The 20,814-nt window shown below is 73.7% G+C and carries 14 protein-coding genes and 1 pseudogene; 12 read left to right on the top strand and 3 right to left on the bottom strand.

Annotated elements, in window-relative coordinates:
• The first annotated feature begins 320 nt into the window (after window positions 1-320).
• The 9 genes and pseudogenes from ACF09K_RS33880 (at window position 321) to ACF09K_RS33840 (ending at window position 15,106) form a co-directional block, all read left to right on the top strand.
• Window positions 321-1,088: an enoyl-CoA hydratase/isomerase family protein gene (locus ACF09K_RS33880; RefSeq protein WP_392249182.1), complete on the top strand. Its 768-nt coding sequence runs from the start codon at window positions 321-323 to the stop codon at window positions 1,086-1,088.
• 413 nt (window positions 1,089-1,501) lie between these two features.
• Window positions 1,502-2,005, top strand: a complete 504-nt coding sequence (locus tag ACF09K_RS33875) for an ATP-binding protein (RefSeq protein WP_392249181.1) — start codon at window positions 1,502-1,504, stop codon at window positions 2,003-2,005.
• 363 nt (window positions 2,006-2,368) lie between these two features.
• Window positions 2,369-4,261 (top strand): ABC transporter ATP-binding protein, encoded by a 1,893-nt coding sequence (locus ACF09K_RS33870; RefSeq protein ID WP_392249180.1) that lies wholly within the window; start codon window positions 2,369-2,371, stop codon window positions 4,259-4,261.
• Window positions 4,258-6,117 carry an ABC transporter ATP-binding protein gene (locus ACF09K_RS33865; RefSeq protein ID WP_392249179.1) on the top strand — a complete coding sequence of 620 codons (1,860 nt, stop codon included), beginning with the start codon at window positions 4,258-4,260 and terminating at the stop codon, window positions 6,115-6,117. Before ACF09K_RS33870 ends, ACF09K_RS33865 begins: the two co-directional genes overlap by 4 nt.
• 59 nt (window positions 6,118-6,176) lie before the next feature.
• A pseudogene (locus ACF09K_RS33860) lies at window positions 6,177-7,871 on the top strand (ABC transporter ATP-binding protein); the annotation flags it as partial.
• Window positions 7,872-8,245: 374 nt separating this feature from the next.
• A complete protein-coding gene (locus ACF09K_RS33855) occupies window positions 8,246-10,093 on the top strand; it encodes an ABC transporter ATP-binding protein (RefSeq protein WP_392249178.1) in 1,848 nt (615 codons plus the stop codon).
• Window positions 10,094-10,447: 354 nt separating this feature from the next.
• Window positions 10,448-12,496 (top strand): M4 family metallopeptidase, encoded by a 2,049-nt coding sequence (locus tag ACF09K_RS33850; protein WP_392249177.1) that lies wholly within the window; start codon window positions 10,448-10,450, stop codon window positions 12,494-12,496.
• A 321-nt stretch (window positions 12,497-12,817) separates the two neighbouring features.
• The gene (locus tag ACF09K_RS33845; protein WP_392249176.1) at window positions 12,818-14,482 is read left to right on the top strand and encodes a M4 family metallopeptidase; all 1,665 of its coding nucleotides are present in this window, start codon (window positions 12,818-12,820) and stop codon (window positions 14,480-14,482) included.
• A 108-nt stretch (window positions 14,483-14,590) separates the two neighbouring features.
• The gene (locus tag ACF09K_RS33840) at window positions 14,591-15,106 is read left to right on the top strand and encodes a DUF1990 family protein (RefSeq protein ID WP_392249175.1); all 516 of its coding nucleotides are present in this window, start codon (window positions 14,591-14,593) and stop codon (window positions 15,104-15,106) included.
• Window positions 15,107-15,179: 73 nt separating this feature from the next.
• Here ACF09K_RS33840 and ACF09K_RS33835 read toward each other — a convergent pair whose 3' ends face one another.
• A complete protein-coding gene (locus tag ACF09K_RS33835; protein WP_392249174.1) occupies window positions 15,180-16,049 on the bottom strand; it encodes a DUF2637 domain-containing protein in 870 nt (289 codons plus the stop codon).
• Between the two features lie 660 nt (window positions 16,050-16,709).
• Here ACF09K_RS33835 and ACF09K_RS33830 point away from each other — a divergent pair.
• Window positions 16,710-16,937, top strand: a complete 228-nt coding sequence (locus ACF09K_RS33830; protein WP_392249173.1) for a type II toxin-antitoxin system VapB family antitoxin — start codon at window positions 16,710-16,712, stop codon at window positions 16,935-16,937.
• Entirely contained in the window at window positions 16,934-17,341 is a 408-nt protein-coding gene (locus ACF09K_RS33825; RefSeq protein WP_392249172.1) for a PIN domain nuclease, read from the top strand. The genes ACF09K_RS33830 and ACF09K_RS33825 overlap by 4 nt, the downstream gene beginning before the upstream one ends.
• A gap of 133 nt (window positions 17,342-17,474) precedes the next feature.
• Here ACF09K_RS33825 and ACF09K_RS33820 read toward each other — a convergent pair whose 3' ends face one another.
• Both ACF09K_RS33820 and ACF09K_RS33815 read right to left on the bottom strand, forming a co-directional pair.
• Window positions 17,475-19,091 (bottom strand): alpha-1,2-mannosidase, encoded by a 1,617-nt coding sequence (locus ACF09K_RS33820; RefSeq protein WP_392249171.1) that lies wholly within the window; start codon window positions 19,089-19,091, stop codon window positions 17,475-17,477.
• Between the two features lie 165 nt (window positions 19,092-19,256).
• Window positions 19,257-19,724: an ATP-binding protein gene (locus ACF09K_RS33815; RefSeq protein ID WP_392249170.1), complete on the bottom strand. Its 468-nt coding sequence runs from the start codon at window positions 19,722-19,724 to the stop codon at window positions 19,257-19,259.
• A gap of 232 nt (window positions 19,725-19,956) precedes the next feature.
• On the opposite strand from ACF09K_RS33815, the gene ACF09K_RS33810 reads away from it, so the two are divergent.
• Entirely contained in the window at window positions 19,957-20,808 is an 852-nt protein-coding gene (locus ACF09K_RS33810) for a helix-turn-helix domain-containing protein (protein ID WP_392249169.1), read from the top strand.
• The last annotated feature ends 6 nt before the right edge of the window (window positions 20,809-20,814 follow it).

Here is a 20,814-nt window from a genome sequence, read left to right as displayed (position 1 = left end):
GGGCGCGCGCGTGCGGGCCGGGGGGGGGGGGGGGGGGGGGGGCGGCGGCCCCCCCCCCCCCCCCCGCCCGGGGGGGGGGGGGGGGGGGGGGGGGGGGGGGGGGGGGGGGGGGGGGCCGCCCCCCCCCCCCCGCCCCCCCGCCGCCGTCGGTCCCCGTGCCGCACCCCGAGGGAAGGGGACGACAGGACAGGGCGGTGGGGCTCTGCCGCGGAGCCGCCCCGTGCCGCACCCTCCGGGGGACACCCCCCGGACCCCCGGCCGGACGCATGTGACCCACCGCACCCGGCCCACCGCCGTTAGTCCCCGTTAACCTGCTGCGCATGACCGTGAATCTCGAAGTCGCCGAGGGCGTCGGCACGCTGCGCCTGGACCGCCCGCCCATGAACGCGCTGAACGTCGCCACCCAGGACCGGCTCAAGGAACTCGCCGAGGAGGCGGGTCGCCGTGACGACGTACGGGCCGTCGTCGTGTACGGCGGCGAGAAGGTGTTCGCGGCGGGCGCGGACATCAAGGAGATGCAGCTCATGGACCACACGGCCATGGTCCTGCGCGCCCGCGCCCTCCAGGACGCCTTCACGGCGGTGGCCCGCATCCCCAAGCCGGTGGTCGCGGCCGTGACCGGGTACGCCCTGGGCGGCGGCTGCGAGCTGGCGCTGTGCGCGGACTTCCGGATCGCCGCGGACAACGCGAAGCTGGGCCAGCCGGAGATCCTGCTCGGCCTGATCCCGGGCGCGGGGGGCACCCAGCGGCTGTCCCGGCTGGTCGGCCCGTCCAAGGCGAAGGACCTGATCTTCACCGGCCGCATGGTCAAGGCGGACGAGGCGCTGACGCTGGGGCTGGTGGACCGGGTGGTCCCGGCCGACGAGGTGTACGCGCAGGCGCACGCGTGGGCGGCGAAGCTGGCGCAGGGGCCGGCGCTCGCGCTGCGGGCGGCCAAGGAGTCGATCGACACCGGTCTGGAGACGGACATCGAGACGGGCCTCACGGTGGAACGGAACTGGTTCGCGGGCCTGTTCGCCACCCCCGACCGGGAGACCGGCATGCGCAGCTTCGTGGAGGAAGGGCCGGGCAAGGCGAAGTTCCAGTGAGGCCGCGGCCCGGCCCCCGGACGGGTCCGGTGTGAGACTCGTCTCGCCGAAGGCCCCCGGAAACCCTTGCAATTGACGGGATGTCTCATCCGGGGCGCGGCCGGTTTCCCGCCCGGAACGCCGGCCGACGCCCCGTCCGCCCCCGCCCGGTCCCTCTTCCGAGGGCCGTCCGGGTGCTCTCCGGGTCCCCCGGCAGGGCGTTTCCCCCACGCCGCGAGGCGACCCCGGGCCCACCCTGCCGAGGGGCCCGCGGACCCTCTCCCGGAGAGACGTCATCGCAGGTCAGCGCGGGTTTCCCCAGCGCCCGGACACCCCGGGCGCACGCCGACCGATTCGCACGGAATGAGGGCTTCCGGGGGGCGTATTCCCCGGGAACGGCCCCGCGCCGGGCCCCGGGCCGCCATGATGGGGGCATGGCGGGGCTGGAGGACATCGAACAGCCGCGGGGGCACGGGCGTGTGGGCGCGGCACGCTGGTCGCCCGCGGTCGAGGACGAAGAGGCGCTCAAGGCGCTGGAGTTGTTCGGTGACCCCACGGACGCGGAAGTCCGGCTGCCGTCCCGCCCCGAATCCGCCGCCACGGCCCGCCGCCTCACCCAGGTCGTCGTCCTCCGCCGCTGGCAGCTCTCCCCCAGGACGACCGAGGACGCCGTCCTGCTCGTCTCGGAACTCGTCGGCAACGCCGTACGCCACACCGGGGCCCGTGTCTTCGGGCTGCGCCTGCGCAGACGGCGGGGCTGGATCCGGGTCGAGGTCCGGGACCCCTCACGGGGGCTGCCCTGTCTGATGCCGGTCCAGGAGATGGACGTCAGCGGCCGGGGACTGTTCCTCGTCGACACGCTGTCCGACCGCTGGGGCGTCGACCTGCTGCCGCGCGGCAAGACGACCTGGTTCGAGATGCGCGTCGCCGACCGCTGACCGGGCGGGCCCTCCCCCCTCCCCCACGGGGCCCCTCCCTACGGCCTCTCCCCTTGTGCCCCTCCCCTACGGCGCCTCCCCTACGGTTCCTTTCCCACGGCTCTCCCCCGCGGCCCCTCCCCGGGTCGGCCGCCGCGGGCCGCGCACTGCCGGCCGACCGCTCCCGGCCCGCCCGCGATCGCCCCCGATCGCCCCCGACCGGACCGGAACCGCATCGGCCGATCGGATGACACCGGCCTGCCGCCGGCCCCCGGCACGAGCGGTTCGAGAGCCCGAACGCGCAGGTCGTAGGTCCGAGGACCGAGCCGGACCCGGCCGAAACTCGGTGGGCGTCGTCAGTGGCTGTCCGTAGGCTCGCTCCTGATGCCCACGACACCTGCACCCGCCAAGGACCGTTCCGCCGTAAGGACGTTGCTGCGCCTGTGGCCGTACGTACGGCCCGTCCGGGCGCGGCTGTTCACCGCCGCGGCCGTCGCGGTCGTCGCCTCCTGCACGGGGCTGGTGATCCCGCTCGTCCTCAAGTGGACGGTGGACGGGCCGGTCGCGGACCGGGACCCCGGCGGTGTCTGGCTGGGCGCGCTGTACCTGCTGCTGCTCGGGATCGCGGAGGCGCTCCTGTTCGGGCTGCGACGCTGGCTGGTGGCACGTCCGCTGTCGCACGTCGAGGCGGAGATGCGGGCCGGCCTGTACCGGCACCTCCAGCGGCTGCCGGTGGCCTTCCACGACCGGTGGGCGTCGGGGCAGCTGCTGTCCCGGGCCACCACCGATCTGATGCTGCTGCGCATGTTCCTCGCCTTCCCGCTGACGTTCCTCCTGGTCAACGGGGTGACGATCCTCGTCGGCGTGACCATCATGCTGCTCCAGGACTGGGTGCTCGGGCTGGTCGTCCTCGGGCCCGCGATCCCCGTGGTCGTCATGTGCGTGATCTTCGAGAACCGGTACGCGCGCGTGGCGCGACGCGCCCAGGACCAGGTCGGCGACCTGACGACGGTCGTCGAGGAGAGCGTCCTCGGCATCCGGGTCGTCAAGGGGTTCGGCCGGCACCGCAGCCAGGCGCGGGCCTTCCACGAGCTGTCGTCGACGCTGCGCGGGACGGAACTGCACAAGGCACGGCTGCTGGCGACGATCTGGGCGGTCATCGTGACCCTGCCCGAGCTGGCGATCGGCGCGGCGCTGGTGCTGGGGACGGTGCGGGTGGCGGACGGCGAACTGTCCGCGGGCACGCTGGTCGCCTTCCTCTCCACGGCCCTCGCCCTGCGGTGGCCGGTGGACTCCATCGGCTTCCTGCTGGCGATGAGCCAGGAGGCGGCGACGGCCACGGAACGGTACTTCGAGGTGATGGACGCGGAGCCGGAGGACGACGGGGCGCCCGTCGGGCGGGCGCCGGCACCGGCACCCGCCTCGGCCTCCGCCTCGGCGGTTCCGGTATCGGCCCCGTCCCCGGCCCCGGTCGCGGAGGACCCGCCGTCGGCTCCGGCGGCCCCCGGCCGGCACGGGCCGCTCCACGAGGGGGGCCTGCGGTTCCACGGGGTCACCTTCCGCTACCCCGACGCCGAGCCCGGTTCCCCGCCCGTCCTCGACCGGGTCGACCTGCACGTCAGGCCCGGCGAGTCCATGGCGCTGGTGGGCACGACCGGCAGCGGCAAGACCACGCTCACCGCGCTCGTGCCGCGGCTGCACGAGGTGACCTCCGGGTGGATCACGCTCGACGGCGAGGACATCACCGCGATGCCCCGCGAGGAGCTGCGCGCGAAGGTGGCCGTCGCCTTCGAGGAGCCGACGCTGTTCTCCGCGAGCGTCGGGGAGAACGTGCTGATGGGCGCCGGCGACGGCGCCGACGACGGCGACCTGGAGCGGGCGCTGGCCGTCGCCCGGGCCGAGTTCGTGCACGCGCTGCCGCAGGGCACCCGCACCCAGGTCGGCGAGCAGGGGCTGAGCCTGTCGGGCGGGCAGCGGCAGCGCCTCGCGCTGGCGCGGGCGGTCGTGGGCCGGCCCCGGTTCCTCGTGCTCGACGACCCGCTGTCCGCGCTGGACGTCCACACGGAGGCCGCCGTGGAGGCCGCCCTGCGCCGCGTCCTCGCCGACACGACCGCGCTGATCGTCGCGCACCGGCCCTCCACCGTGCTGCTCGCCGACCGGGTCGCCCTGCTGTCGGGCGGCCGCATCACCGCCGTGGGCACCCACCACGAACTGCTCCGCACCCACGCCGAGTACGCCCGTCTGATGTCCGGGGACCAGGAGGCCGACCGCCGATGACCGCGCCCACGACCGCCTCCCCCACCGCCGGTGACGAGCGGGACCCGGCGGCCGCCCCGCAGGAGGCCGACGCCTTCGACCGGGACGTCCTGCCGACCCCGCCGGGCGCCACCGGCGCCCTGCTGCGCTCGCTGCTCGCCCCGATGAGGGCACGCGTCGCCCTCACCACGTTCCTGCTGCTGCTCCAGCAGGCGGCCGTGCAGGCGGGGCCGCTGCTGGTGGCGTACGCCATCGACCGTGCCGTGCCGGCGTTCCGGGAGGACGACCTCGGGCCGCTGGTCGCGGTGGGCGCCGGCTACCTGGGGTGCGCGCTGGCCGGCGGCGGGCTCCAGTACGCGTTCCTGGTCGCCTCCGCCCGCGTCAACCAGGACGTGCTGCTCGATCTGCGCGGCCGGATCTTCCGGCACGCGCAGGCGCTGAGCGTCGACTTCCACGAGCGCTACACCTCGGGCCGGCTCATCTCCCGCTCCACCACCGACGTGGAGTCGCTGCGCGAACTGCTCAGCGAGGGCCTCCAGGAGCTGGTGACGGTCGTCCTGTCCTTCCTCTACATCTCGGCGATGCTGCTCTGGCTGGACCTGGGCCTCGGCGCGGTGGCGGTGGCCTCGTTCGGGCCGCTGTACCTCCTCGTCCGGGTCTACCGGCGGCGCGCGGGCCGGGTGTTCACCGTCCGGTCCACGGCCATCGCGGCCGTGATCGTGAAGTTCGTGGAGACGGTCAACGGCATCCGGCCGGTGCGCGCGTTCCGCCGCGAGGCCGTCAACGAGGCCGACTTCCGGGTGCTGAACCAGCGGCACGAGCGGACCAACGGCGACGCGCTGCTGGAGATGGCCCGCTACGTCGTCGGTTCCCGGCTGGTCGCCAACACCGCCGTCGCGCTGATCGTGCTGTGGGGCGCCCGGCGGGTGGCGGACGGTTCGCTGGCGCTGGGCGTGCTGGCCGCGGCGGTGCTGTACCTGCGGCGGCTGTACGACCCGATCGACCGGCTCGGCATGTTCCTCAACTCCTACCAGTCGGCGGCCGCCTCCCTGGAGAAGATCGCGGGACTGCTGGCGCAGGAGCCGTCCGTGCCCGAGCCGGCCGTGCCCCGGGAGCTGCCGGCCCGCCGGTCGGGCCTGCCCGGCCGCGAGGTCGTCTTCGACGGCGTCGGCTTCGGCTACCGCACCGGCGGCGAGGTCCTCCCCCGCTTCGACCTCACCCTGCCCGCCGGACAGACCGTCGCGGTGGTCGGCTCGACCGGCGCCGGGAAGTCCACCCTGGCCAAGCTCCTCGCCCGCTTCTACGACCCGACGGCGGGCCGGGTGCTGCTCGACGGCGTCGACCTGCGCGAGCTGGCGACGGCCGAGCTGCGGCGCGGGGTGGTCATGGTGACGCAGGAGGCGTTCCTGTTCTCCGGGACGGTCGCCGACAACATCGCGCTCGGGCGGCCGGACGCGAGCCGGGAGGACGTCGAGCGGGCGGCGAAGGCCATCGGCGCGCACGAGTTCATCAGCGCCCTGCCCGACGGCTACGACACGGACGTCCGCAGGCGCGGCGGCCGCATCTCCGCCGGCCAGCGCCAACTCGTCTCGTTCGCGCGGGCGTTGCTCGCCGACCCGGCGGTGCTGATCCTCGACGAGGCGACCAGTTCGCTCGACGTGCCCGGCGAGCGGGCCGTGCAGGCGGCGATGGCGACGGTCCTGAAGGGCCGTACGGCGGTGGTGATCGCGCACCGGCTGTCGACGGTGGAGATCGCCGACCGGGTGCTCGTCATGGAGCGCGGAAGGATCGTCGAGGACGGCACCCCGGCCGAACTCGTCGCGGGGACCGGCCGGTTCGCGGACCTGCACCGCGCCTGGCGGGACAGTCTCGCGTGAGGGGCCCGGGGATCGTGAGGGTCGTGGAGGTGCTGAGGGAGCGGCGGGCGCGACGGCCGCTGATCGACGCCCACGCCGACCCCGGCACGCCCGACCGCCGCGGCGGCTGGTCGTACCTGTGGTGGCTGACCTGCCGCCAGCCGGGGCGGGCGGTGGGGGGAGCGGTGCTGTCCAGCGTCTGGATGGTGCTGATGGCGGTCGCGCCGTACCTGATGTCGAGGGCGGTCGACGACGGGCTGGAGCGGGGCGACACGGCCGCGCTGGCGGGCTGGACGACCGCCCTGGTGCTGGTGGGGGCGTTCAACTCCTGGGTGAGCATCATGCGGCACCGCGTCATGACCCGGGTGCGCATGGACGCCAACTTCCGCACGGTGAAGGTGGTCGTCGGGCACATGGTCCGGCTGGGCGCCGCGCTGCCGCGCCGGGTCGGGGCCGGGGAGGTGGTCACGATCGGCGTCGGCGACGTGCAGCCCATCGCCACGGCCCTGACGGTGCTCGGGCCGGGCGTCGGAGCGGTCGTCGTCTACGTCGTCGTCGCCGGGGTGCTGCTGTCGGTCTCGCCGCTGCTCGCGGCGGTCGTGCTGCTGGGGATGCCGGTGATCGCCGTGCTGGTCGGCCCCCTGATGGGCCGGCTCCAGGGCGCCGAGGCCGAGTACCGGGAGCGGCAGGGGATGCTCACCGCGCGGATCGGCGACCTCGCGGGCGGCCTGCGGGTGCTCAACGGCCTCGGCGGCAAGGGCCTGTTCGCGGACGCCTTCCACCGCGACTCGCAGCGGCTGCGCGCCCAGGGCTACCGGGTCGGCTCGGTCACCAGCTGGATGCAGGCCCTCGGCGTGGGCCTGCCGACGGTGTTCCTCGCCGTGGTGACCTGGCTGGCGGCCCGGCTCGCGGCGCGGGGCGAGCTGACGGTCGGCGAGCTGGTGGCGGTGTACGGCTACGTGGCCGTGCTGGTCGGCCCGGTCTCGTTCATCGTGGACATGGGCTACCAGGTCAGCCGGGGCGTGGTCGCCGCCCGCCGGGTCGTCCGGCTGCTGCGGCTGGAGCCGGACCCCGACACCGGTACCGCCGAGGCGCCCGTCGGGCCGGCGGTGCTGTACGACCCCGACTCGGGCGTGCGGGTCGTACCCGGCCTGCTGACGGCGCTGGCCGGCGCGCGGCCCGCCGAGACGGCCGCCGTGATCGACCGGCTGGGCCGGTACGGGCCGACCGACGTCACCTGGGGCGGCGTGCGCCTCGACGAGGTGGGACCGGCACGGGTCAGGGAGCGGATCCTGGTCGCCGACAACGAGGCGGACCTGTTCGCCGGCAGCCTGCGCGAGCTGGTGGGCGGGCGGCGCGAGCCGTCCGCCGAGGAGATCGACCGGGCGCTGCGGGCGGCCGCCGCCGAGGACATCGTGCAGGGCCTGCCGGAGGGGCTCGACTCCCCCGTGGCGGCGCGGGGCCGCAGCCTGTCCGGCGGCCAGCGGCAGCGCGTACGGCTGGTGCGGGCGCTGCTCGCCGACCCCGAGGTGCTGCTCGCCGTCGAGCCGACGTCGGCGCTCGACGCGCACACCGAGGCGGCGATCGCGCGGCGGCTGCGCGGAGCGCGCGCCGGCCGCACGACCGTCGTGACGAGCACCTCCCCGCTGCTGCTCGACCACGCGGACCGGGTGCTGTACCTGGTCGACGGCAAGGTGGCGGCGAGCGGCCGGCACCGGGTGCTGCTGGAGACGGAGCCGGGCTACCGGGCGCTGGTGGCGCGGGACCCCGACGACCCCGAGGGCACCTACGCCCCCGAGGGCACCTACGCCCCCGAGGGCACCTACGCCCCCGAGGGCACCTACGCCCCCGGGGGCACCGAGCCCCCGGAGCACCCCGAGGACGCGGAGGTCACGCGGGACGCACCGGCCTCGCGGGACACGGAGGACACGGAGGACCCGCAGGCCGCGGGGGGATCGCAGGACGCGCGGGCCCCACAGGACGCGCCGGTCGCACGGGGCCCACGGGCCGCGCCGGTCGCACGGGGCCCACGGGCCGCGCGGAGCGCTCGAGGCGCACAGGGCACGAAGACCACACAGGACATGCAGGCCGCGCAGGGCCCGCAGGACGGCAGCGGGCCGGGGGACGGCATCGCCGAGGAGGCTGTGCGATGACGTCGGGCGGATCGGGCCGACCGGCCGGGAAGGCCCCAGCCGGGAGGGCGTCGGCGGGGAAGCCCCCGGCCGGGGGCGGCGGCGGGGAGGCCGCGGGGCGGCTCCCGGTGGCCTCGCCCGCCGAGGTGCGGCGGGCGACCGCCCGTCTCGTGCGGGCCGACGGGCGGGCCTTCGCCGCCGTCCTGGCGCTCAACGTGCTGGCGGCCGCGGCCGGTCTGGCCGGGCCCTGGCTGCTCGGCCGGATCATCGACGAGGTGCGCTCCGGCGGCGGGGTCGCGGCGGTGGACCGGCTGGCTCCGGCCATCCTGGGGTGCGCGCTGGGACAGCTGCTGCTGGCCCGCTGGGCCCGGTACGCGGGACACCGGTTCGGGGAGCGGGCGCTCGCGCGGGTGCGGGAGAGCTTCGTGGAGCGGACGCTGGCGCTGCCCGCGTCGGTCGTGGAGCGGGCCGGCGCCGGCGACCTCACCACCCGCGGCACCGCCGACGTGGCGGCCGTGGGCACGACGCTGCGGGACGCCGGGCCCGAGCTGCTGGTCTGCGCCGCGCAGGCGTCGCTGCTGCTGGGCGCGGTGTTCCTGATCGACCCGCTGCTCGGCGCGGTCGGGGTGCTCGCGCTGACGCCGATCTGGTGGGTGCTGCGCTGGTACCTGCGGCGGGCGCGCGCCGGGTACCTCGCCGAGGGCGCGGCCACCTCGGAGGTCGCCGACGTCCTCGCGGAGACCGCGGCCGGGGCCCGCACGGTGGAGGCCTTCCGGCTCCAGGAGCGGCGGACGGCGGCGAGCCGGGACGCCCTGGAGGTCTCGCGCCGTACGCGGTTCCGCACGCTGTTCCTGCGGAGCGTGTTCTTCCCGGTGGTGGAGGTGTCGTACTCCCTGCCCGTGGCGGGGGTCCTGCTGGTGGGCGGGGCCCTGCACGCGCGGGGCGGCCCCAGCCTCGGGGCGGTGGTGGCGGCGGCCCTGTACCTGCGGCAGTTCACCGAGCCGCTCGACGAGATCCTGATGCGCGTCGAGCAGCTCCAGGGCAGTGGCGCCTCGTTCGCGCGGATGGAGGGGCTGGCCGCGGCCCCGCGGTCCGGGCCGCAGGAGGGCGCGCCGGTCCCGGCGGGCGACCGGATCGACGTGACGGGTGTGCGGTACGCCTACGACCGCGGCGGCGAGGTGCTGCGCGGGGTGGACCTGACGGTGCGGCCCGGGGAGCGGCTCGCGGTGGTGGGACCGTCGGGTGCGGGCAAGACGACGCTGAGCCGGCTGCTGGCGGGCGTGGACGCGCCGACGGCGGGCTCGGTCACGGTGGGCGGGGTGCCGGTCGCGGACCTGGCGCCGGAGACGCTGCGCCGGCAGGTCGTCCTGGTGACGCAGGAGCACCACGTCTTCCTCGGCACGGTCCGCGAGAACCTCCTGATCGCCGAACCGTCCGCCACGGACGAGGAGTTGTGGGCGGCGCTGGCCACGGTCGGCGCCGCCGGCTGGGTGCGGGAGCTGCCCGGCGGCCTGGACGCGGAGGTGGGCGCGGACCGGCGCCGCACCGACGGCTCGCAGGCGCAGCAACTCGCCCTGGCGCGGGTGGTGCTGGCGGACCCGCACACGCTGATCCTGGACGAGGCGACGGCCCTGCTGGACCCGACGACCGCCCGGCACACCGAACGCGCCCTGGCCGCCGTGCTGCGCGGCCGCACGGTCATCGCCATCGCCCACCGGCTGCACACCGCGCACGACGCGGACCGGGTCGCCGTGATGGAGGGCGGCCGGCTGACCGAACTCGGCACGCACGACGAGCTGGTGCGGGCGGGCGGGGCGTACGCGGCGCTGTGGGGGACGTGGCACGGGGAGCCGCGGCACGCGTAGCACGCCGTACGACGGCACACGCGGGGTGCGCGGCGCGCACGGGATGCGCGTGGCGGGCCGGGGGCACGGGGTGCGCGCGGCGCACGGGACGCCGTACGACGGCGGGGCCCTCGGGCGCCCCACGGTGATATCTCCGTATATCGAACATGAACTCCCGGACAACGAACCATTTCCAGCCAACTTCCTGACGCGCTCCTGACAGATAGCGCTGTCGGCTGCCACTCTTCCCACTGCTACTCCACAGCAACCCCACAGCTTCACCTGTTCTGCGTACGGCCCTAGTTGTGCCCGCGCGGCCCACCCGCCGTGCGGTCTCCCCCGGCCGCGTGACCCGCGGCCGCGCAGAAGGAGTCAGTGTTGAGCAGCAGTTCTCCTCGCAGACGCACCCCCCACACCCCCTCCCGCAGAGTCGCGGCCCTCGCCCTCGTCGGCGTCTCCGCGCTCATCGCCACCGCCGTGCAGTCCGGTGCCGCGACGGCCGCCCCCGAGCAGTCGCCGCGGGCGGCGGGCCAGGCGGTACCGGGCTCGGAGTCGGTCCGCCTGACCCCCGCCCAGCGCGCCGAGCTGATCCGCGACGCGAACGCCGGCAAGGCGCGGCAGGCCAAGGAGCTGGGCCTCGGCGCCCAGGAGGCGCTCGTCGTCCGGGACGTCGTCAAGGACGCCGACGGCACGGTCCACACGCGCTACGAGCGCACCTACGCGGGCCTGCCGGTCCTCGGCGGCGACCTGGTCGTCGAGTCCACCCCGGCCGGCGCGACGGAGTCCGTGGTCAAGGCGACGCGCGCCGCCATCAAGCCGGCCACCACCACGGCCAAGGTGTCCGCGGCCAAGGCCGAGGCGCAGGCGCTGTCGGCGGCGAAGGCGGAGGACGCCAAGAGCCCCGCCGTCAACCGCGAGGCCCGCAAGGTGATCTGGGCCGCGAACGGCACGCCGACCGTGGCCTACGAGACGGTCGTGGGCGGGTTCCAGCACGACGGGACCCCGCAGGAGCTGCACGTCGTCACGGACGCCACCACGGGTGCGAAGCTGTACGAGTGGGAGGCCATCGAGACCGGCACCGGCAACACGGTGTACAGCGGTCAGGTCACCATCGGCAGCACGCAGTCCGGGTCGACGTACAACCTGACCGACGGCACCCGCGGCGGCCACAAGACGTACAACCTCAACCGCGGCACCTCCGGCACCGGCACGCTCTTCTCCGGCCCCGACGACGTGTGGGGCAACGGCAGCGCGTCGAACCTGGAGTCGGCCGGCGCCGACGCCGCCTACGGCGCCCAGCTGACCTGGGACTACTACAAGAACGTGCACGGGCGTTCCGGCATCCGCGGTGACGGGGTCGGCGCGTACTCCCGCGTCCACTACGGCAACAACTACGTGAACGCGTTCTGGTCGGACAGCTGCTTCTGCATGACGTACGGCGACGGCTCCGGCAACGCCAACCCGCTCACGTCGATCGACGTGGCCGCGCACGAGATGACCCACGGGCTCACCTCCAACACGGCCGGCCTCAACTACAGCGGCGAGTCCGGCGGCCTGAACGAGGCGACCTCGGACATCTTCGGCTCGACCGTCGAGTTCTACGCCAACAACTCCTCCGACGTCGGTGACTACCTCATCGGCGAGGAGATCAACATCAACGGCGACGGCACGCCGCTGCGCTACATGGACAAGCCGAGCAAGGACGGCTCGTCGAAGGACAGCTGGTACTCCGGCATCGGCTCGATCGACGTGCACTACTCCTCGGGCCCGGCCAACCACTTCTTCTACCTGCTGAGCGAGGGCAGCGGCACCAAGACCATCAACGGTGTCACCTACAACTCGCCCACCTCGGACGGGCTGCCGGTCACCGGCATCGGCCGGGACAAGGCGGAGAAGATCTGGTTCCGCGCGCTGACCACGAAGTTCACCTCGACCACCAACTACGCGGGCGCCCGCACCGGCACCCTCGCGGCGGCCGGTGAGCTGTACGGCACGACGAGCGCCGAGTACACGGCGGTGCAGAACGCGTGGGCGGGCATCGCGGTCGGCTCGCGGCCCGGTGGCGGTGGCGGCGGCACCTCCTTCGAGTCCACCACCGACGTATCGATTCCGGACAACGGCGCGGCGGTCAACTCGCCGATCACCGTCTCCGGCCGGACGGGCAACGCGCCGTCGAACCTCGCGGTGGCGGTGGACATCGTCCACACCTACGTCGGGGACCTCCGGGTGCAGCTGGTCGGCCCCAGCGGCACGGTGTACACGCTGAAGGCGTACGGCACCGGCGGCAGCTCGGACAACCTCAACACCACGTACACGGTGAACGCGTCCTCCGAAGTCGCCAACGGTGTCTGGACGTTGCGGGTCCAGGACAACGCGGCCGCGGACACGGGCTACATCAACGGCTGGTCGCTGACCTTCCCGTAGGTCTCCGCCGTGCCGTGACAGGGGGCCGCACACCGGCCCGCCCCCCACTCGCAGGACGCCGCCCCGGGGCTTCTCCCCCCGGGGCGGCGTCCTCTTTTTGCCATCCGATTGCCCGCCTCCTGTTGGTCTTTGACCCAGGTCACGCGCGTTAACAGAACGGCAATGTTCACCGGTTGGTCGATTTTCGGCCAACATCACTTGGGGGTCATGACATGTACGCGACCTGGATGCCAGTCTTCCTGTCACCCGCCGCACAACTTCACAGCCGCCACGGCCGGCCACCCCACGCCGCCCGGGCACCCCCACACCCAAGGAGCTTGTGTGTCCTCCCTCTACGCGCGTCGCAAGCGCACCACCCTGGCCGTCGCCACCGCCGTCGCCGCCGGGGCCCTGGTGACCACCGGACTCACCTCCGGCAGCGCCGCCGCCCAGACCTCCGCGGACGTGACGGCCGCCAAGCCCCTCGCCGTCCCGACCCCGCTGGCCCCGGCCGCCCGCACCGCCCTGATCCAGGACAAGCAGGCCGACGCCGCCTCCACCGCGCGGGAGATAGGCCTCGGCGCCCAGGAGAAGCTGGTCGTCCGGGACGTCGTCAAGGACGCCGACGGCACGGTCCACACCCGTTACGAGCGCACCTACGCGGGCCTGCCGGTCCTCGGCGGCGACCTGGTCGTCCACGAGTCGGCGGCCGGCGCGGACAAGGGCGTCACCAAGGCGACGACCGCCACCATCAAGGTCGCCTCGACCAGCCCGGCCGTCGCCGCGGCCAAGGCCGAGAGCCAGGCGCTGTCGCTGGCGAAGGCGGCGGGCTCCGAGGACACCGAGGCCTCGCAGGCGCCCCGCAAGGTGATCTGGGCGGGCAACGGCAGCAAGCCGGTCCTGGCCTACGAGACCGTCGTCGGCGGCTTCCAGGACGACGGCACCCCCAACGAGCTGCACGTCATCACCGACGCGGCCACCGGCAAGAAGCTGTACGAGTACCAGGGCGTCGAGACCGGCACCGGCAAGAGCCTGTACTCCGGCACGGTCACCATCGGCTCGACGCTGTCGGGCTCGACGTACCAGCTGTACGACACCTCGCGCGGCGGCCACAAGACGTACAACAAGGCGCGCAGCACGACCAGTTCGGCGGGCACGCTCTTCACGGACGCCGACAACGTCTGGGGCACCGGCGTGGCCTCCAGCTCCTCCACGGACCAGACGGCGGCGGTCGACGCGGCCTACGGCGCCCAGACCACCTGGGACTTCTACAAGAACACCTTCGGCCGCAACGGCATCAAGAACAACGGCGTCGCCGCCTACTCCCGCGTCCACTACGGCAACGCGTACGTCAACGCGTTCTGGGACGACAGCTGCTTCTGCATGACGTACGGCGACGGCTCCGGCAACACCAAGCCGCTCACCTCGCTGGACGTGGCCGGCCACGAGATGTCCCACGGCGTCACCTCCAACACCGCGGGCCTGAACTACTCGGGCGAGTCCGGCGGCCTGAACGAGGCGACCTCCGACATCTTCGGCACGGCCGTCGAGTTCTACGCGGCGAACTCCTCCGACGTCGGTGACTACCTCATCGGCGAGAAGATCAACATCAACGGCAACGGCACCCCGCTGCGCTACATGGACCAGCCGAGCAAGGACGGCGCCTCGGCCAACTACTGGTCGTCGACGCTGAAGAACCTGGACGTGCACTACTCGTCCGGCCCGGCGAACCACTTCTTCTACCTCCTGTCCGAGGGCAGCGGCGCGAAGACGATCAACGGGGTCAGCTACAACTCCCCCACCTACAACGGCTCCACGGTCACCGGCATCGGCCGCGCCAAGGCGGCCCAGATCTGGTACAAGGCCCTGACCACGTACATGACGTCGACCACCAACTACGCGGGCGCCCGCACGGCGACCCTGAACGCGGCGTCGGCCCTGTACGGCTCCACCAGCGCGGAGTACAAGGCGGTCGCGGCCGCCTGGACGGCGGTCAACGTCGCCTGACGCGCGTCACCGAGGTGAATCACCGACGTGAGTCACCGAGGTGAGCGAACGAGACGGGGCGGCACCCGGGAGGAGGACTCCCCGGGTGTCGCCCTACTCTTGGGTCCCATGTCAGTTGGGGACTTCACGTACGAGGACGTCGGCGCCACCCGCGAGCCCGGCTTCTGCCCGCCCGGCTTCCACGCCCTGCACGTGCGCACGCGCCTCGGCGAGGGCGAGGAGGTCTTCCGCCGCGCCGCCGAGGCCGTCCTCACCTGGGAGATGCACCGCGCCCTCGGCGTCGGCGTCGACGCGGGTGCCGACCGCGCGGCGCCCGGCGTGGACGTCACGGTCACCCTGGCCGGCGTCGTCAGGGCCCCGTGCCGCGTCGTCTGGACGGCCGAGGAACGCCGCCGCGCCGGCTGGGCCTACGGCACGCTCCCCGGCCACCCGGAATCCGGCGAGGAGTCCTTCGTCGTCGACCGCACCGGGGACGGCACGGTCTGGCTGACGGTCGCGGCCTTCAGCCGCCCGGCCAAGTGGTACGCCCGGGCGGGCGGCCCGGCGACCCGGCAGCTGCAGCAGGCGTACGCCCGCAGGTGCGGAACGGTACTGCGCCGCCTGGCGGGCGGCGAGGACGCCTGACGCCGGCCTCCCGTCCGCCCGCCGTCCCGCCCTCACCGGCCCGTGGCGCGGCGGCCGGCCGGGCGGCGGTTCCTCACGCTCCGGGACTCCGCTGCGCGTGCGCTCCCTGCCGGGCCTCCTGCCGGGAGGAGACCTGGCCGATGAGTTCCCAGAAGCACACCAGGGCGGTGACGGGCGGCATCCCGAACATCACGAACGCCATGAGCGAGCGGGAGGAGTGGCCGACGCACAGGGCCACGGCCACCGCCGAGGCCGTGAGGAGGACGCTCCAGGAACGGTGCGCGCGCCGGTGCTGGACGGTGGCCCGCAGGATCGACAGGGCCGCCACGAACCACGGCCCGTACACCGCGAGCGGCCACCACCGCGCCACCGCGCCGGGCAGCATGCCCTCGGCGATCACGCGGAGCTGCCCGTAGGTGTAGGAGACCGACCAGCCCAGCAGGCACGCCGCGCACACGAAGATCGCGGCGATCAGGACCGTGGCGTGGGTGACGCGTCGACCGGCCGGGAGGTCCGGCTCCTGACGCGTCCGCCGCCGCTCGCCCCTGTGGTGGTGGGGCCGGTCCAGGGGCAAGGGCGGGGGCAGCGGCGGGGGCTCGGGAGGTGGCTGCTGGGTCTGCGCCGGCGCCAGCATCGCGGCCAGCTCCTCGTCCGGGTCCCAGCCGTCCAGCACGGCGGTGTGCGGTGCGCCGTCCCAGGCGGTGGCGTGCGGTGCGCCGTCCCAGGCGGCGGGGTGCGGCACGCCGTCCCACACGGTGGCGTGCGACGAGCTGTCCCAGGCGGTGGCGTGCGGTGCGCCGTCCCGGGCGGCGGGGTGCGGTGCGCCGTCCCAGGACTGCTGGACCGGGAAGGGAATGCTGTCGTACGGACCCCTCGGCTCGTCCCCCACCCTCGGGACATAAGGCTGGTTGTAGAAATGGCCGTTGTTACTGAACCTGTCCATCTGAAGTTTCTCCGTGCCCTCTTTCAGGACGTCATGTCGAGTGCACGAGACCGCGACGGAAGGTACGTCACGGAATTTTCCCCTCCGTAAATCCTCCGAGTCGCCCTCAGATATTCCCTTTCGATACCGTCGATGGCGTCATGGAAGTCGTCCAGCAGGTCCGAGAAGGTACGGAGCTGCACTCCGGCGCCGGTGAACACACGGCCGCCGACCGTCAGAGACAGGATCGCCTCTCCACTTTCTTCTTGCTCTGTCACTCCCACATAACGAGCGCCGCGCGAGAGGTGATGTGCTGCATTCGGGGGGAACAGGTCGCCCGAAAGGGGCGCCCGGGGTCGGAATAAACACTTGCCCGACAAAAGCATGAAGCAACGGATCGGGGCCGCGCGAGCACGCCGCCCGCCCGGTGGCCGAGGGGTCGCGCCCCTGCCCGGAGTACGCCGGCACCCCCTGCCACGACCTTCGGCCGCCCGGCCGAGTGATGCCCCGCGCGGGCGGCCGGACGACGCGGCCGGCGTACGCGCGCAGGTGCGGGGGGGGCGCTGCGAGGGCCGGCGACAGCCGGGCTGAAGGAGCAGCCGGGACGGGCGCCCGACGACCCATCCGTATACATTCGATCAGGTACATTGATACATGCCTGCGTATACATGGAGGAGAGTCATGAGCCGTACGGTGATCGACCTCGACGACGAAGCGCTGGAAGCGGCCGCCAAGGAGCTGGGGACCACGACCAAGCGCGACACGATCAACACGGCCCTGCGCGAAATAGTGGCACGCAACCGCCGCCTGCGCGCCCTCCATGAGCTGCAGGATCTGACGGCGGACGGCGGCCTGGACGCCGAAGCCCTTCTCGACAAGCGCACGTACCGTGGTGGTGCCGCCCGTTGAGCGTGGCCGACTACCTCATCGACACCTCCGCCCTCGCCCGCGTGCTGCTGCGCCGGGCGACCGAGGACTGGGAGCGCCGCATCGGCGCCGGACTGATCGCTCTGTGCGACATCACCGAGCTGGAGGTGCAGTACTCGGCGCGCTCCACCGAGGACCGCGAGATCATCGCCGCGCGACTGAACGAGCTGACCTGGTGCCCGATGCCCGACGGCGTCTTCCGGCGCGCTCGCGTCGTCCAGGAGCAGCTCACCTCCAAGGGCGAACACCGCAGTGCGGGACCGGTCGACCTGCTGATCGCGGCCGTCGCGGAGGAGGCGGGACTGACGCTGCTCCACTACGACCGCGACTTCGAGACGATCGCCCGCACGACCGGACAGCCCGTCCGGATGATCGATCTCAGGTAGCGGCGGAGGCGGCCGGCACCGTCCACGAGCGCACGGCCTTCGGCGCACCCGCCTCGACCCGAGGACGCAGGAATGCGCGGATGCCTGTCTCCGCACCGCCCTCGACCCGCCCGTCGCGGCGGCCGCCACCGCCTCAGGGGTTCTTCAGGTACGCCGCCAGCTTGCCGATGAGGCGGGCGGCGTCGTCCAGGCCGCGGGCCGTGTCGCCGAGGTCGCCGGCGAGCAGCTTCCGCAGGGCCTGCCCCGCTTCCTCCCCCTCCTCGCGGCCGGAGGTGTCGGACCAGGGGCCGGGGACGCTCGTGCCCCGGTAGCCGACGGGGTCGCCCCCGCGCGGTGTCCGGTAGCCGGTGAAGTCGGCGGCCCGCCGCGCCGGTCCGGCGGCCGGGGCCTCGGCGACGAGGAACTGGACCCGGGAGAGCTGGGTCTGGTCGGAGCCCTGGTTGGAGGTGATGCCCAGGCGGTAGTGGGCGTAGGACGCGGGTGAGGCGACGGCGTACTCCTTGGTCTCGTGGCGCTGCCGGAAGCGTTCGCCGGCGCGGGAGTCCACGGTCGTCCAGTGGCCGCCGTCGTGCGACCCCTGGAGCTCCCAGTCCCGCGGGTCCCGCTCGGGGGCGTCGTTCGCTGAGGTCAGCCGGTAGACGGCGACGGCGGCGGGGCGTTCGAGGGTGAAGTCCAGTTCGGCGGTCTCGTCGTTGGCCAGCCACTTGCTCCAGGACCTGGTGAGCAGGTTCTCCGCGACCTCGCCCACCAGGTCGAACTCGTCGCTCGCCTCGACGTCGACGACCGTGCGGGTGATGTCCCGCAGCTCACCGACGGGTTCGCGCGCGGCGGGCCCGCCGGCGGAGCCGAGGACGACCGAGGCGGTGGTGCCCCGCCGGTCGGTCCAGGACACGCGCCGCACGGGCGCCCCGCCGTCGTCGAGCAGCAGCCGCAGCTCGCCGGAGGGGGACCAGGCGCCGTCGTGCCCCTCCTCGGTGGAGAACCGGTGCAGCGGAGCCCCGGCCGTGCCCTCGGGATAGGCCCGGCGGTCGGCGAGGGTGCCGCGGTACTCGACGACCGCGCCGTCGGCGGTCGTCCGGTGCCCCAGGAAACCGGACAGGTCCGCGCGCAGCCCGATCGCCGCCTCCGAGCCGTCCGCCCCGCGCCAGGCGAGGTGCGCGGGCACGGCCCGCTCCCCGCTGTCTCCGCTGTGGACCCCGTCGATGTGGTCGATGTGGTCGATGTGGAAGAGCAGCCGGGGGCCGGCCTGCCAGACGGTGGCACCGGGGGCGCGGACCTCGGTGGTGAAGGCGACGACCGACCGCCCGGCCGTCCGGGCCGCCCTGGCGCGCTCCGACCGCTCCCGGTCGTGCGCGGGGTCCACGGTCACGGCCCGCAGGCGCAGCAGTCCCTCCGCGCCCTCGGGGTTGCGTATCTCGAGCAGGTTGTCGCCGGCCGCCAGAAGCTCCCCGGGCACGCTGAGGACGGTGACCCGCGGGTCACCGTGCCCCCCGTCCTCCGGCGTGGCCAACTCTTCCGCCAGAGCCTTGCCGTTGAGCAGGACGTCCATCGGAGCACCCGCCCCGAGCACGGTCACCGCGACGACGGCCTCGGCGACCTCCTCCCGCTCCCCCACCGTGAAGTCCAGCCTGACGTACCCGCCGGCGCCCAGCGCGAGGTGCGAGGGGGCGATCCCGCAACGGTGGTGGGCGACCAGGGCGTTCGACAGCTGGGCCGGGTCGGTGGAGAAGTCGGCGAATACGGGTTCCATGGGTGTCCCTACGTCGTCCGGGGCATGCCGGTCGTACCGGCCACGAGGTGCGCGGAGCGGCTGCGCGAGCCGCGACGCACGCAGAACGTATCGGGGCCCACTGACAACGGGTCACTCAAGTCACTTGCACTGCATGGGAATTGCCCTTCCAGTGACCGAAGACGCTCAGCCTCCGAGACCGCGGGCGCCCCCTCCCCCGACCTCGAACCACAGCAACTTCCCCCCGCCCCGCCCGAGCCGGCCGCCCTCCAGCGGCCACCCGCCCCACCAGTCCGCGTACTCCTGCACGAGGTACAGCCCGCGCCCGCCCTCGCGTTCCACCCCGGCGGGCGGCACCCGGTCCCCGGGCGGTTTGGCGAAGGGCGCGGGGACGTACGGATGGCTGTCCCACACGCCGACCCTGACCCGCCCGTCACTCAGGGCGGTCATCCGCAGGGAGGCGGGCCCTCGGGTGTGCAGGTAGGCGTTGGTGACCAGTTCGGAGGCCAACAGCTCGACGGCTTCGAGCACGTCCTCCCTCCCGTGCCCACGGAGCACCGCCCGCACGGTCATACGTGCGACCCGTGCGGCGCGGGGGTCGTGCGGCAGCCGAAGGGCGTACACCCAGGTGTCGGGCGGGGCTACGGTGACCACGAGAACTCCTCCGAGGAAAAGGGGAACCGAACGACTCGCTCACGGCCGCGCCGGGCGGTGGCAGTGCCTGGTGGGTGCGCTTCCGGCTTACGGGCGGGGGCTGTTGAGCGGCCTGTGCTGCACAACGTAGCGTCGTCAATGTAAGACCTTCCATTGAATCTGCGAAGATCTATCAATTGCCACTCGCGTGGGTGACGTCGAAGGCCCACACCGAGCAGAGAAGCGAACCACCATGCCACCCGACCTCGCCGTGACCCTGCGCCAGCAGCGCCTGGGCGCCGAGTTGCGCAAGCTCCGTGAACGCGCGGGACTCACGTCGACCGCCGCTGCCGCGCTCCTCGGCGGCCCACAGGCCCGGATCAGCAACATCGAGGCGGGCCGCTACGCGGTCAGCGCCGACCGTGTGCGCACTCTCGCGCACCACTACAGCTGCGCGGACGAGGCCTACGTCGACTCCCTGGCCGCCATGACCGGCGGCCGTAAGCGGGGATGGTGGGACGAGTACCGGGACACATTGCCCTCCGGCCTGCTCGACCTGGCCGAACTGGAGCACCACGCCGTGGCCTTGCGGGTGGCCGTGACGGTCCACATGCCGGGTCTGCTGCAGACCGCTGAACACGCCCGTGCCACGATGCGCGAATCAGTCCCGTCCCTGCGCGCGTACGAGATCGAGCACCGCGTCTCCTACCGGGTGAAACGGCAAGCCGTCCTCTTCGAGGGCACCCCCACTCCCTACACGGCCATCGTCCACGAAGCGGCCCTGCACATGGGCTTCGGAGGGACGGACATCGCTCGTGCCCAGCTCAGCCACCTCCTGGAGATGAGCGAACAGCCCACGATCACGGTCCTGGTGATTCCGTTCGGCCATACGGGCTTCCCCGCTGCGGGCCAGCCGATCACGCTCGCGACCGGACCCGTCCCCCAACTCGACACCGTCGTCCTGGACACCGACCACGGTTGCGAATTCCTCGACGCGGAGGCCCAGCTGGACCGCTACCGTGCCGTACTGGACCGCATGGAGTCCCGCGCCCTCCCGGAGCCGAAGTCCCGGGACCTCATTCACCACATCGCCGGCACCCTATGAGGAACC

The organism is Streptomyces sp. NPDC014882, assembly GCF_043081325.1.
Taxonomy (GTDB): Bacteria; Actinomycetota; Actinomycetes; order Streptomycetales; family Streptomycetaceae; genus Streptomyces.
The sequence above is the reverse complement of the archived record's forward strand: the minus strand, read 5'-3'. Positions and strand labels throughout refer to the sequence as shown.

Bases quoted from the DNA above. Each gene is read 5' to 3' on its own strand.
- ACF09K_RS33880 (WP_392249182.1), top strand. From the start codon at position 321: ATGACCGTGAATCTCGAAGTCGCCGAGGGCGTCGGCACGCTGCGCCTG.
- ACF09K_RS33875 (WP_392249181.1), top strand. From the start codon at position 1,502: ATGGCGGGGCTGGAGGACATCGAACAGCCGCGGGGGCACGGGCGTGTG.
- ACF09K_RS33870 (WP_392249180.1), top strand. From the start codon at position 2,369: ATGCCCACGACACCTGCACCCGCCAAGGACCGTTCCGCCGTAAGGACG.
- ACF09K_RS33865 (WP_392249179.1), top strand. From the start codon at position 4,258: ATGACCGCGCCCACGACCGCCTCCCCCACCGCCGGTGACGAGCGGGAC.
- ACF09K_RS33855 (WP_392249178.1), top strand. From the start codon at position 8,246: ATGACGTCGGGCGGATCGGGCCGACCGGCCGGGAAGGCCCCAGCCGGG.
- ACF09K_RS33840 (WP_392249175.1), top strand. From the start codon at position 14,591: ATGTCAGTTGGGGACTTCACGTACGAGGACGTCGGCGCCACCCGCGAG.
- ACF09K_RS33835 (WP_392249174.1), bottom strand. From the start codon at position 16,049: ATGGACAGGTTCAGTAACAACGGCCATTTCTACAACCAGCCTTATGTC.
- ACF09K_RS33830 (WP_392249173.1), top strand. From the start codon at position 16,710: ATGAGCCGTACGGTGATCGACCTCGACGACGAAGCGCTGGAAGCGGCC.
- ACF09K_RS33820 (WP_392249171.1), bottom strand. From the start codon at position 19,091: ATGGAACCCGTATTCGCCGACTTCTCCACCGACCCGGCCCAGCTGTCG.
- ACF09K_RS33810 (WP_392249169.1), top strand. From the start codon at position 19,957: ATGCCACCCGACCTCGCCGTGACCCTGCGCCAGCAGCGCCTGGGCGCC.